Raw genomic sequence first — 11389 nt, forward strand, 5'->3', positions numbered from 1 at the left:
CCAGGAGTCTCCTTGTCCTCCACCCAGCAAGCAGACAGCGTCCTGTCCCTGCGCGGGATCAGCAAGACCTTCGGTGCGGTCGCCGCACTCACCGGCATCGACCTCGATGTGGCGGCAGGGCAGGTCGTGGCCGTCGTCGGGGACAACGGCGCCGGCAAGTCGACGCTGGTCAAGATCCTTTCAGGCGTGCACCCGCCGGACTCGGGCACGATCACCTTCGAGTCGAAGGTGGTCGACGTCCCGACTCCGGCGGCGGCTCACAAGCTCGGCATCGCGACCGTCTTCCAGGACCTCGCGCTGTGCGAGAACCTCAACGTGATCCAGAACCTGTTCCTGGGCCAGGAGGTTCGCCCGCTCCGGCTGAACGACGTGGCGATGGAGACGCGCTCTTGGGAGTTGCTCCGCCAGCTCTCGGCGAAGATCCCGAGCGTGCGCGTGCCGGTGGCGTCGCTCTCCGGCGGCCAGCGGCAGACCGTAGCGATCGCCAGGTCGCTGCTCGGCGACCCGAAGGTCATCATCCTCGATGAGCCGACCGCCGCCCTGGGCGTCGCCCAGACGGCGGAGGTGCTCAACCTGGTCGAACGGCTCCGCGAGAACGGCCTGGGCGTCATCATGATCAGCCACAACATGGCCGACGTGAAAGCGGTGGCCGACACTGTGGCCGTGCTCAGGCTCGGCCGCAACAACGGGGTGTTCGACGTGGGAGAGGTCTCCACCGAGGACATCATCGCCGCCATCACCGGCGCCAGCGACAACGCGGTGTCCCAGCGCCGGGCGCGCCGCAAGGAAGGGCTCTCCTCGTGAACAGCACGGTCACCACCGATCGCCAGGACGAGCGGCTGCAGAGCCGTGAGGGGTTGCGCGGCGCGGTCGCCGACGTGGTCGAGCGGGCCCGCGGCGGCGACCTCGGCGTGATCCCCGTCGTGGCCGGCCTGGTCGTGATCTGGACCGTCTTGCAGATCCTCAACCCGATCTTCCTGTCCAGCACCAATCTGGTGAACCTCACGATGGAGTCGGCGGCGGTCGGCATCATCGCGCTCGGCATCGTCTGCGTGCTGCTGGTCGGGCAGATCGACCTGTCGGTGGGCTCGGTCAGCGGGCTGTCGGGAGCGGTGCTGGCGGTGCTGTTCGTCAGCGAGGGGCTGCCGGTCTGGCTGGCGATCCTGGCCGCGGTCATCATGGGCGCGGTGATCGGCTGGGTGTACGCGCAGCTGTTCAACCGGTTCGGGGTGCCGAGTTTCGTCATCACGCTGGCCGGGTTGCTGGCCTTCCTGGGGCTGCAGTTGTACGTGCTGGGCACCAAGGGTTCGATCAACCTGCCGTTCGACTCCGGTCTGGTGAACTTCGCGCAGCTGGACTTCGTGCCGCCGTGGCTGTCGTACACGTTCGCGGTGATCGCGGCCGCGGGGCTGTTCGCGAGCGGCTACTTCCACGCGCGGGAACGCCGCAGGGCGGGGCTGTCGGCCAGGACCCTGTCCATGCTGGTGGTCAGGAGCGTGGCGCTGCTGGTCGTGCTGACGTTCGTGGTCTGGTACCTCGGGCAGACGCGCGGCGTGGGCTGGATGTTCGTCTTCTTCGTCGCGCTGGTGCTGGTCATGCACTACCTGCTGTCCCGCACCAAGTGGGGCAGGGCCGTCTACGCCGTCGGCGGCAACGTGGAGGCGGCGCGGCGGGCGGGCATCAATGTCAAAGCGGTCTACACCTCGGTGTTCGTACTATGCTCCACCTTCGCCGTGGTGGGCGGTATCCTCGCCGCCGCCCGGCTGGCCGCGGCCAACCAGAGCAGCGGCGGGGGCGACGTCAACCTCAACGCCATCGCCGCGGCTGTGATCGGCGGGACGAGCCTGTTCGGCGGGCGCGGCACGGCGTTCGGCGCGCTGCTCGGCATCATCGTCATTCAGTCGATCTCCAGCGGCCTGACGCTGCTGAACCTCGACTCGTCCATCCGGTTCGTGGTGACGGGCGTCGTCCTGCTGCTCGCCGTGGTCGTCGACTCGATCGCGCGCAAGTCGCGGACCTCCCACGGGAGGGCCTGATGGCGGTCATCTGCGTCGACGCCGGCACCACGGTGATCAAGGCGGTCGGCTACGACGAGGCGGGGGCGGAGGTCGCGGTCGCCAGACACGAGACCCACGTGTCCCGCCCGGCGCCCGGCCACGCCGAGCAGGACATGGGCGCGGTCTGGGACGCGGTCGTCCGCACGGTGCGGGATGTCGCCTCCCAGGTCGAAGGCGCGGTCGACTTCCTCGCGATCACCGCGCAGGGCGACGGCGTCTGGCTGGTCGACCGGTCGGGCGAGCCCACCGGGCCCGCGATCTTGTGGAACGACGGCCGGGCCGTCGCCGCGGTCGACGCCTGGACCCGCTCCGGGGTGGCCGAGCGCGCCTTCCGGCTCAACGGCTCCTCCACCGCCTCGGGACTGCCGCACGCGATCCTCGCGTGGCTGAAGGAGCACGATCCCGAGCGGCTCGACCGCTCCGCCACCAGCCTGTCCTGCGGTGGATGGATCTTCTCCCGGATGACCGGGGTGATCGCCACAGACGAGTCCGACGCCTCGGCCCCGTTCATGGACCTCCGCGCCCGCGCCTACTCCCCCGAGCTCATGACCATGTTCGGCCTCGAATGGGCCTCGCGGTTGCTGCCCGAGCTGTGCGACGACTCGCGCCGCGTCGCCGAGCTGACCACGGAGGCCGCCGGGCTGTTCGGCCTGCCCGCCGGGACACCGGTCGTGATGGCGCCCTACGACATCACCTCGACCGCGATAGGCGCGGGCGCCGTGCAAACCGGCCAGGCGTGCACCATCCTCGGCACCACGCTCTGCACCGAGACCATCATCGACGAGCCCGACCTCGACGGCCACGCCGTGGGCATCACGATCGCGGTCCCCGGCGGCTACCTGCGGGCCTTCCCCACCTTCGCCGGAGTCGAGGTCCTCCATTGGGCCTGCCGCCTGCTCGGCCTGCCCGGCCCGGCCGCGCTCGGCGAGCTCGCCGCGTCGAGCGCGCCGGGCGCGGCCGGGCTGGCGTTCCTTCCCTACTTCTCACCGGCCGGAGAGCGCGCGCCCTTTTTGGACCCGCTCGCCAGGGGCACCTTCCTGGGCATGTCGTTCGAGCACGGCCGCGAGCATGTCGCCCGCGCCGTGTTCGAGGGGCTCACGCTCGTCATCCAGGACTGCCTGGCCGCCTCCGGACCTGCCCCGCGAGACCTGCGGGTGTGCGGCGGCGGCTCGGCGAGCGCCCTCTGGCTGCGGATGATCGCCGACGTCACCGGCCTGCCCGTGTTCCCCCCGAGCGACGCCGAGGTCGGCGCCAGAGGCGCCTTCCTCGTGGGCCTGGTCGCGACGGGCGCCGCCTCCGGCATCGAGGCCGCGGCCGCGCGGTTCGTACGGCTGCGCGATGCCGTACAGCCGGAGCCCGGTCCGTACGCCACGATCTACCAGGACTTCCTCGCTCTGCGCGAGACCAGCGCCCAGTCCTGGCCGCTGCTCGCGCGGATGCGGAGTCGTACATGAGCGTGTGGATCGGCATCGACCTCGGGACGCAGAGCGTGCGCGCGATGGCCGTCACCGAGAGCGGGCAGGTGCTCGGCGCGGCCGTCAGGGCGCTGACCAGCCACCGCGACGGGCCCCGGCACGAGCAGGACCCCGAGCAGTGGTGGCGCCAACTGGCCGCCGCCACCCGCGAGGCGCTCCACGACGTGCCACCCGGTCTGGTCAGGGGCGTGGCCGTGGACGCGACATCTGGAACGGTCCTACTCGCCGACCGCGACGGGCAGCCGCTCACGCCTGGGCTGATGTACGACGACAGGCGGGCCGCGAGCGAGGTCGACCGGGTCAACTCGGTCGGCGCACACGTGTGGGAGCAGCTCGGCTACCGGCGCATGCAAGCCAACTGGGCGCTGCCCAAACTGCTGTGGCTGCTGCGCGACGCTCCGGCGGGTGCGCGGCTGGCGCACCAGAACGACTTCGTCAACCGCCGCCTCGTGGGCCGGGAGGTCGCGACCGACCTGAGCAACGCGTTGAAGACGGGCGTGCACCTGATCGACGAGCGCTGGCCGTCCGGGGTCCTCGACGCATTGGGGGTTCCCGCCCGCGTGCTGCCCGAGGTGGTACGGCCCGGCAGCCTGCTCGGCGTGGTCTGTGCCGAGGCCGCCGAGGCCACCGGCATCCCCCCGGGCACGCCGGTGATCGCCGGGACCACGGATGGGTGCGCGGCGCAGCTGGGCGCGGGCGCTCTGGAAGTCGGCAGCTGGAACTCCGTGATGGGCACCACGCTCGTGCTCAAGGGCGTCACCCGGGAGCTCATCCACGACCCGCTGGGCGTCGTTTACTCGCATCGGGCTCCAGACGGCTCGTGGCTGCCGGGAGGCGCGTCCAGTACGGGCGCGGGGGTGCTGGCGCGCGAGCTCGCAGGCCGCGACCTCGACGCGCTCAGCAAGCAGGCCGCCGGCCGCTTCGGGCCCGGCCACCACGGGCAGGCCGGCCGCTCCGGGCCTGGACTCGCCGCCACCACGTACCCGCTGGTCTCTCCGGGCGAGCGGTTCCCGTTCAACGCTCCGCGGGCGGAGGGCTTCACGCTCGGCCGCGTCGCGGACGACGTCGATCGCTACGCCGCGATCCTGCGTGGCGCGGCGTACATCGAGCGGCTCTGCTTCGACTACCTCGACCTGCTCGGCGCCCCGGTGGACGGCGAGATCATCCTGACCGGCGGGGCGACCAGGAGCACCTACTGGAACCAGATCAGGGCCGACGTCCTCGGGCGGCCCGTGACCTTGCGGGAGAACGCCGAGCCCGCGCTCGGCATGGCCGTACTCGCCGCGGGGCACGCCGCGACGGCGGAGATGGTCCGCACACGCGAGATCGTCCAGCCGGGCGGAACCGACGTGCAGGAGCACTACCTGCGCTTCGTCGACGAACTGGAATGCCGCGGCTGGCTCCCCTCGCACGTCGCCGCCCACGCCCGCGAGAGGACCGCGCGATGACCCAGCTCGTGCTGGTGCGCCACGGCGAGACCGTCTGGCACGCCGAGAACCGGTACGCCGGGCTCAGCGACATCGAGCTGACCCCGCGCGGGCACGCTCAGGCCGCGCAGCTCGCCGCGTGGTCCTCCTCCGCCGCCATCAGGCTCGCCCTGTGCCGGCTCATCGGGGTACCGCTCGGCTCGTACCGGCGGCTCTTCCCGCGCCTGGACAACTGCGCCGTCACCGAGCTCCGGCTCCGGGACGGGCAGGTCGCGATCCTGCAGCTCAACTCCCCGATTGGAGCCATTCGTTGACCGTCCGAATCCTGGCCGCCGGCGACCACTTCGTCCAGAACCGCCTGCTCGCCGACGCGCTCAGGCGCGAGGTTCCCGGTGACGTCGACATCAGCGAGCTCACGCTGCCATGGCCGACGGTGCCGTTCGGCCGGGTGGGCGAGGTCGACGAGGCGTCCGACGTGGAAGAGGAGCTGATCGAGGCGCTGGAGGGAGTCGAGATCTGCGTCACCCAGATGGCCCCGCTGACGCGCCGCGTCCTTTCCGCCTGCCCCGACCTGAAGCTCTTCTGCGTCAGCCGCGGCGGCCCGGTCAACGCCAACCTGGAGGCGGCCACCAAGGCCGGAGTCGCCGTCACCTTCGCGCCGGGCCGCAACGCGGTCGCCACCGCGGAACACACGCTGGCCATGCTCCTCGCCGCCACCCGCCGCATCCCGCAGACCCACGCCGACCTGGCCGGGGGTGTGTGGCGGGGCGACTACTACATGTACGACAAGGTCGGCCCCGAGCTCGAAGGCAGCACGGTCGGCCTGGTGGGCTACGGGGCGATCGGCAGGCGGGTGGCCCGCATGCTGGAGGGCTTCGGCGCCGAAGTGCTCGTCTTCGACCCCTTCGTCGACATCCCCGGCCAGGTGGGGCTCGACGAACTGCTGACCCGCTCCCGCTTCCTCTCCCTGCACGCCCGGGCCACCCCCGAGACCACCCGCATGATCGGGGCCGCCCAGATCGCCCTGATGCCTGCCGGATCGGTGCTGGTCAACTGCGCGAGGGGCTCGTTGCTGGACTACGACGCCTTGTGCGCCGCCTTGGACTCCGGCCACCTCTTCGGCGCTGCCCTGGACGTCTTCCCCGAGGAGCCCATCCCCGCCGGGTCCCGCCTGCTCACGACGCCCAACCTGGTGATGACCCCGCACCTGGCCGGGGCCAGCAAGGAGACGGCGATCAAGGCGGCGGGGATCGTCGCGGCGGACGTGGGCCGCTACGTCCGCGGCGAACCCCTCGCCCACTGCGCCAACCCCACCGGAGGCGAAGAGCATTTCAGCCGAGGCGAAAAACCTGCACACGTGCCTCGTGTGTAAGCGGGCGTTCCTTGACCGACGCGAGCAGGCGCGAGGAGAGGCGCCCGAAGCTGCCCTGAGCGTCTGGGCGGCGACGGGCCGCTGGATCCGCGCTACGCCATGGCGGATTGAGCCTCGTGTGCCAGCGAGACGATCTGGTTGAGGATGCCGGGGGCGGCTGCGATGGTGGCCTTGGATCGGGTGGTGTGCGGGGTTCCGTCGATATCGGTGACCTGGGCTCCGGCTTCTTTGGCGATGAGGGCGCCGGCGGCGGTGTCCCATGGCTTGTTGGCGAGCATGATGCAGGCGTCGATCTTGCCTTCGGCGACCCATACCAGGTCGATGGCGGCGGAGCCGAACATCCGGACGCGTTGGGCTCGGGCTGCCAAGAGGTGGGTGATGGCGAGGCGGTCGCGGTTTCGCTCCTGGGCGTGGTCGCCGACGGCGTAGTCGCCGATGGACACGATCGCGGTGTCCAGGGTGCCGGTGGTGCTCGCCTTGATGGGCTCGTTGTTGACGGTGGCTCCGTCGTCTTCCGCGGCTGCGTAAAGAGAGCCGAGGAACGGCAGGTCGATGACGCCGAGGATGGGGACGTCCCCGCGGACGAGAGCGAGGGAGACGCCGCACAGTGGCAGGCCGTGGAGGAAGTTGACGGTGCCGTCGACCGGGTCGAGCACCCATTGGAGGTCTTCGGGAGGATGGCCGTTGGTGCCTTCCTCCTCGCCGAGGAATCCGATCGCGGGCGTGTGCCGGCTGAGGTGGTCGCGGACGGCTCGCTCGACGGCGTAGTCGACTTCGGTGGCCATGTCCCGGTCGCCTTTGGCGGTGACGATGCCGGGGAGACGTGTCGTGATCAGTTCGCTGGCGATGGCCACGGCTTGCAGGGCGGTGGGCAGGAGTGCTCGTGCGTCGTTGGTCATACTGTTCTGCTTCGCTCCCACAGTGAGGTGAAGACCTGGTCGAAGACGGGGAACAGGCCGCCCGCCGTGCGGTTGTCGCGGATGACGAGGGTGGGTGAGTCCAGTCCGCGTAACTGGGGCGGGTACGGCTGAACAACGCACGTCATTTGGTCCACGATGAGAATGTTGCACCGAATTGTCTCATCGTAGACGGCGAGCTCAACTCGCTTGGCTACCTCGGGGACACCGCCAGCCCGGCGGCCGGGAGGTACTGACCGATGGCGATGCGGCGGGTGACGCCCTTGTGGCCGGCGCCCTGGGCGAAGAACAGGGCCAGGACGAGGATGTCGTCGATGTTGGTGACGGCGAACAGGCCCGCCTCCTGGCCGATGATGCCGAGGTTCACGACCGCACCGCCTCGATCCGATGGGAACGAGGCCGGGCTGGCGCAGCTATGCCCGCGGCATGGCATGCCGAATCAGCGAACTCGTCATCGACGCGGAAGACCCTGGCCGACTGGCCGCATTCTGGTGCGATGTCCTCGGCTACGTCGAACTGGCTCGAGTTGGTCACTCCTGGATCGGCTCGGCTTCGCCTGAATAGGATCACGTCATGCAGGTGGAAGCGGTGTCGCGGGGCGTGCTGTACGTCGTTGCCTGCGCCGCGCCAGCGGCGGCTCTGTTCAGCGCCTCGTGCTCCTGGCCCAAGAGGCCGGCTGGACCGTGCGCGTGATCACCACACCGATGGGGACGCAGTTCGTCGACGCGGCAGAACTGGAGGGTCTGACCGGAGATCGCGTACGCAGCGGCTACCGCATGCCCGGCGAGCCGAACGAACTTCCTTCGGGGTCGAGATGAACCTGGGAGCGCCGACCGAGAAGGCCAGAGGCCAGGTGCGAGACATCCAGGCGTTCTCCGATGCTGACTGCTTGCTTGGCATCCGCGAAGGCGACCGCCGCCGACAGTTCATGAATCGTCACGTTCGTCGGCCCGAAAGCCGTCCAGAAGTCGTTGCGATCACCACCAAGGGCTGTCGGGTAACCGAGTCGAGCAGTGGTGTGCTCACTCTGCGACTGCAGGAGTCAGCCGGTGCTGCCGATGCGCGAGTGCTGCGCCTGGAACCAGTCGGTGGCTATGTCGGTTTCCGTGATGCGTCCGATCAGCGCTAGGGCCGAGCTTATGCTCTCGTCCTCCTCCACACGATTTTCCAGAACGTCGTCACCGCTGATCTCAAAGCGCAGCCCGTCCATCAAGTGATCGAGCGCGTGCGGGTCGTCGCCGTACATCGGGTTGGGCCGAAGAGGGCTGAAGGAGACGACCATGCGCCCGTCCTGGGCGTACTTGAAGTTGTCGTGGCCATTGATGTCCATGCTGAGGCTGAGGGCCTGACGGCCTCCTACAGTGAGCGACAGCAGGAACGCGTCATCGGAACGAGCCGGCATGATGCCGGTCCAGCCTCCGGCCTCGGCCACCCAAAGCGATCCGTCGTGGATGTGGTGGTCGAGGAACTCGCTCAGGTGGCACAGGGTACGGGTGGCGAGGTCCAGGGAGAAGGCTTGAGCGAGGACGCCGAGATCCACACCCTTGATCCAAATGGCGCTGAACCCCAGCGACCATAGGTCCGGGTCATGATCGAGTCCCTCGGTGAAGAGGGTCGAGACCAAAAGGTCGTGCAGGTAGGTCGGTGACTGCATGGCTGCCTCTCGGGAGGAGGGGGCATCCTGCGAGATGCCCCCTCCTGGGTGGATTACGGGGTGCCTTCCTTGATTTTGACGAAGAAGGCGTTGGAGGGCCGGTTCTGTATTCCCCTTCGGGGGTTGCAACGGTGAATACCCGATGCCGGGCGTAGAACGCCCCTAGATCGCGGCCGCCGGCTGCATTGTGCGCTGTGCTCACCATGCGAAGGGAGGCGTTGAGAGAAGGAACCCAGCCATTGTTGACGAGCTTGCCGTCGACGCCGATCGCCTGAAAGGTGGAGCGGAACGGATACTCATCGCACTGCTTGCCCCGGCCAGCTCCGGGGAGGTTCGGACAGTACTTGTCCATTTGGATGCGGTCTTCGAGCCAGCCGCGGACGTCCGGTTCGATCTCGGCCTCGGCCCGGCCGGGCTCTTGAAAGTAGCTGACGTAGAACTCCTCCTCTCCGCCCATCTGCGCGAAGACCTCGCTGGGCCGCGGCCCGCCGCGCAGGGCGTAGGGCACACTCAGCAGCCCGACCGCACGGAAGACGTCGGGCCTGACGAGGGCGGAGTTGGCGGCGATGGTCGCGCCCCAGTCGTGGCCCACGATCACTGCCGTCTGCTCGCCCAGGGCGTGCACCACGGCGACGTTGTCCTCGACCAGCTCCAGCATCCGGTACGCGGCTACGCCTTCAGGCTTAGAGGAGCGGTCATAGCCACGGACGTCGACGGCGACGGCCCGGTAGCCGGCCGCGGCCAGTACCGGCAGCTGGTGGCGCCAGGAGTACCAGGACTCAGGGAACCCGTGCACCAGCAGCACCAGCGGCCCCGAACCCTGTTCCACCAGGTGGATGCGACCAACGGAAGACAAGACCAGACGATGTGTGATCTTCGTGATCAGAGCGGGCTGCGGCATCAATCCTCCAGGAGCTTTCGATCCTTATGCGCCGAGTGCACACCACCGGCCGTTACCAGGTCGGCCCACCGGCCGGCGGTTCTCGCATTCATCATCCGATGGACGATAAGGCCGCTGCGAATCGTCTTGCCACTTCGGCAACCCAATTCGGGAGACCATGCCCTGTGGTGACCACCGCTCCCGCGCGGCCCGCCATCCAGGAGGAACATTCGCTCTTCGGCATGACCGCGCAGAGCGGCAAGAGAGTGCGCCGGGGGCGAAACGCCGCTGAAGATTCCCGTCGCCCTCTCTTCAGCCAGGTAGCGGAAAGAATCACTGGCCGCGTCCCGAATGCTTTTCCCAGATCCGTGTGAGCGTCGCCGCCTTCCAAAGCTGCGACGTTAAGCTTTCTGATCAGCAGGGCGTCCGCGTCAGCCATCGCTCAGGGGCCGGTCTGACGGGCGCAACGCGGGCCGGAGGGATCGGCTGCGTCGTGGCGAGAGATTTTTTCGGGGCCGTGTCGATCCGCGGGCCGTTCGTTCGACGTGTGGGGTGCGAGGGCCGAGAGGCGGCCCCGCCGAGGAGGAGAACGCGATGCCGCAGTACATGCTGATCATGCGGGGCACCGATGAGTCGAACGCGGCCCTGATGGCCAACGTCGAGGAGCTGATGGCCGCGACCCGCCTGTTCATCGAGGAGACGGCCAAGGCCGGCGTTTACGTCGCGGCCGAAGGGCTGGACGATCCGGGCCAGGGCGTCGTGGTGCACTTCAGCGGCGAGGCCCCGGTGGTCACGGACGGGCCGTACGGCGAGACCAAGGAATTGTTCGGGGGCTTCTTCCTGCTCGATGTCGCCTCGAAGCAGGAGGCGGTCGAGTGGGCCAAGCGGGTCCCGTCGGTCCCCGGGTCCAAGATCGAGGTCCGGCGGGTGCCCGGGGAGGACGAGGTCCCGCAGGACAACGGGAAGTTCGTCAAGGAAGGGGCCTTGCGCGAGAGCAGCGGCCGGATCTGATGGGTACGGCCGACGTCGAGGCCGTCTGGCGGATCGAGTCGGCGCGGATCGTCGCCGCGCTGACCCGGTTCACCGGCGATTTCGGGCTGGCCGAGGACGCGGCCCAGGAGGCGGTGGCCGAGGCGCTGGTGTCGTGGCCGCTTGCCGCTCCGGCCAATCCGGCCGGCTGGCTGATGGCCACGGCCCGGCGGCGGGCGATCGACGCGATCCGCCGCCGGACCGCCCTGCGGGACCGGTACGCCCTGCTGGCGGCCGGACCGGTGGTCGACGAGGACATCGACCCCGACCGGATCGACGACGACGTCCTGGCGCTGATGTTCGTCAGCTGCCACCCGGTGCTCTCTCCCGAGGCCCGGGTGGCGCTGACCCTGCGCGTGGTCGGCGGCCTGTCCAGCGAACAGATCGCCCGCGCGTTCCTGGTACCCGTGCCGACCGTGCAGGCCCGCATCACCCGGGCGAAGAAGACGATCGCGGCGGCCGGGGTGCCGTTCGAGCTGCCGCCGGCCGGTGAGCGCCGGGAACGGCTGGGCGGCGTGCTCAGCGTCGTCTACGTGATCTTCACCGAGGGGTCGACGGCCACGTCGGGCGACCGGCTG

14 protein-coding genes are annotated in these 11389 nt (G+C 69.4%); 9 read left to right on the top strand and 5 right to left on the bottom strand.

Going from position 1 to position 11389, the window contains the following annotated elements; translation table 11 throughout:
• The first annotated feature begins 12 nt into the window (after positions 1-12).
• The 6 genes from MYF83_RS40340 to MYF83_RS40365 are packed head-to-tail and all read left to right on the top strand — an operon-like array spanning position 13 to position 6331.
• On the top strand, positions 13-804 hold the full coding sequence (locus MYF83_RS40340; RefSeq protein ID WP_248966098.1) for an ATP-binding cassette domain-containing protein: 792 nt from the start codon (positions 13-15) through the stop codon (positions 802-804).
• Entirely contained in the window at positions 801-2036 is a 1236-nt protein-coding gene (locus MYF83_RS40345; protein ID WP_248966099.1) for a sugar ABC transporter permease, read from the top strand. Before MYF83_RS40340 ends, MYF83_RS40345 begins: the two co-directional genes overlap by 4 nt.
• The gene (locus MYF83_RS40350; RefSeq protein WP_248966100.1) at positions 2036-3511 is read left to right on the top strand and encodes an FGGY-family carbohydrate kinase; all 1476 of its coding nucleotides are present in this window, start codon (positions 2036-2038) and stop codon (positions 3509-3511) included. The genes MYF83_RS40345 and MYF83_RS40350 overlap by 1 nt, the downstream gene beginning before the upstream one ends.
• Positions 3508-4980: an FGGY-family carbohydrate kinase gene (locus MYF83_RS40355; protein ID WP_248966101.1), complete on the top strand. Its 1473-nt coding sequence runs from the start codon at positions 3508-3510 to the stop codon at positions 4978-4980. The genes MYF83_RS40350 and MYF83_RS40355 overlap by 4 nt, the downstream gene beginning before the upstream one ends.
• Positions 4977-5273, top strand: coding sequence for a histidine phosphatase family protein (locus tag MYF83_RS40360; RefSeq protein ID WP_248966102.1), 297 nt, complete (start codon positions 4977-4979; stop codon positions 5271-5273). The genes MYF83_RS40355 and MYF83_RS40360 overlap by 4 nt, the downstream gene beginning before the upstream one ends.
• A complete protein-coding gene (locus tag MYF83_RS40365; RefSeq protein WP_248966103.1) occupies positions 5270-6331 on the top strand; it encodes a 2-hydroxyacid dehydrogenase in 1062 nt (353 codons plus the stop codon). Before MYF83_RS40360 ends, MYF83_RS40365 begins: the two co-directional genes overlap by 4 nt.
• Positions 6332-6423: 92 nt before the next feature.
• Here the strand turns inward: MYF83_RS40365 and MYF83_RS40370 are convergent, their stop codons facing one another.
• From MYF83_RS40370 to MYF83_RS44085, 3 genes are read right to left on the bottom strand one after another with little or no spacing between them, the layout of a single operon-like run.
• Entirely contained in the window at positions 6424-7230 is an 807-nt protein-coding gene (locus tag MYF83_RS40370) for an inositol monophosphatase family protein (protein ID WP_248966104.1), read from the bottom strand.
• Positions 7227-7385, bottom strand: a complete 159-nt coding sequence (locus tag MYF83_RS44080; RefSeq protein ID WP_248966105.1) for a DUF5919 domain-containing protein — start codon at positions 7383-7385, stop codon at positions 7227-7229. Before MYF83_RS44080 ends, MYF83_RS40370 begins: the two co-directional genes overlap by 4 nt.
• Before the next feature lie 56 nt (positions 7386-7441).
• Positions 7442-7615, bottom strand: a complete 174-nt coding sequence (locus tag MYF83_RS44085; protein WP_248966106.1) for a hypothetical protein — start codon at positions 7613-7615, stop codon at positions 7442-7444.
• A 286-nt stretch (positions 7616-7901) separates the two neighbouring features.
• On the opposite strand from MYF83_RS44085, the gene MYF83_RS40390 reads away from it, so the two are divergent.
• A complete protein-coding gene (locus MYF83_RS40390) occupies positions 7902-8066 on the top strand; it encodes a hypothetical protein (RefSeq protein WP_248966107.1) in 165 nt (54 codons plus the stop codon).
• 224 nt (positions 8067-8290) lie between these two features.
• On the opposite strand, the gene MYF83_RS40395 is transcribed toward MYF83_RS40390, so the two are convergent.
• On the bottom strand, positions 8291-8902 hold the full coding sequence (locus tag MYF83_RS40395; protein ID WP_248966108.1) for a DUF6461 domain-containing protein: 612 nt from the start codon (positions 8900-8902) through the stop codon (positions 8291-8293).
• On the bottom strand, positions 8835-9803 hold the full coding sequence (locus MYF83_RS40400; RefSeq protein WP_248966109.1) for an alpha/beta fold hydrolase: 969 nt from the start codon (positions 9801-9803) through the stop codon (positions 8835-8837). The genes MYF83_RS40395 and MYF83_RS40400 overlap by 68 nt, the downstream gene beginning before the upstream one ends.
• Before the next feature lie 573 nt (positions 9804-10376).
• On the opposite strand from MYF83_RS40400, the gene MYF83_RS40405 reads away from it, so the two are divergent.
• Both MYF83_RS40405 and MYF83_RS40410 read left to right on the top strand, forming a co-directional pair.
• A complete protein-coding gene (locus MYF83_RS40405; RefSeq protein WP_248966110.1) occupies positions 10377-10793 on the top strand; it encodes a YciI family protein in 417 nt (138 codons plus the stop codon).
• A partial coding sequence (locus MYF83_RS40410; RefSeq protein WP_248966111.1) for a sigma-70 family RNA polymerase sigma factor occupies positions 10793-11389 on the top strand: 597 nt, incomplete at its 3' end. The genes MYF83_RS40405 and MYF83_RS40410, both read left to right, overlap by 1 nt.

Origin of the sequence: Sphaerisporangium perillae, from assembly GCF_023276435.1 — a bacterium.
GTDB lineage: Bacteria > Actinomycetota > Actinomycetes > Streptosporangiales > Streptosporangiaceae > Sphaerisporangium > Sphaerisporangium perillae.

Excerpts from the sequence above, each read along its gene's own strand:
- MYF83_RS40355 (WP_248966101.1), top strand. The coding sequence starts at position 3,508 with ATGAGCGTGTGGATCGGCATCGACCTCGGGACGCAGAGCGTGCGCGCG.
- MYF83_RS40370 (WP_248966104.1), bottom strand. The coding sequence starts at position 7,230 with ATGACCAACGACGCACGAGCACTCCTGCCCACCGCCCTGCAAGCCGTG.
- MYF83_RS40350 (WP_248966100.1), top strand. The coding sequence starts at position 2,036 with ATGGCGGTCATCTGCGTCGACGCCGGCACCACGGTGATCAAGGCGGTC.
- MYF83_RS40360 (WP_248966102.1), top strand. The coding sequence starts at position 4,977 with ATGACCCAGCTCGTGCTGGTGCGCCACGGCGAGACCGTCTGGCACGCC.
- MYF83_RS40405 (WP_248966110.1), top strand. The coding sequence starts at position 10,377 with ATGCCGCAGTACATGCTGATCATGCGGGGCACCGATGAGTCGAACGCG.
- MYF83_RS40400 (WP_248966109.1), bottom strand. The coding sequence starts at position 9,803 with ATGCCGCAGCCCGCTCTGATCACGAAGATCACACATCGTCTGGTCTTG.
- MYF83_RS40395 (WP_248966108.1), bottom strand. The coding sequence starts at position 8,902 with ATGCAGTCACCGACCTACCTGCACGACCTTTTGGTCTCGACCCTCTTC.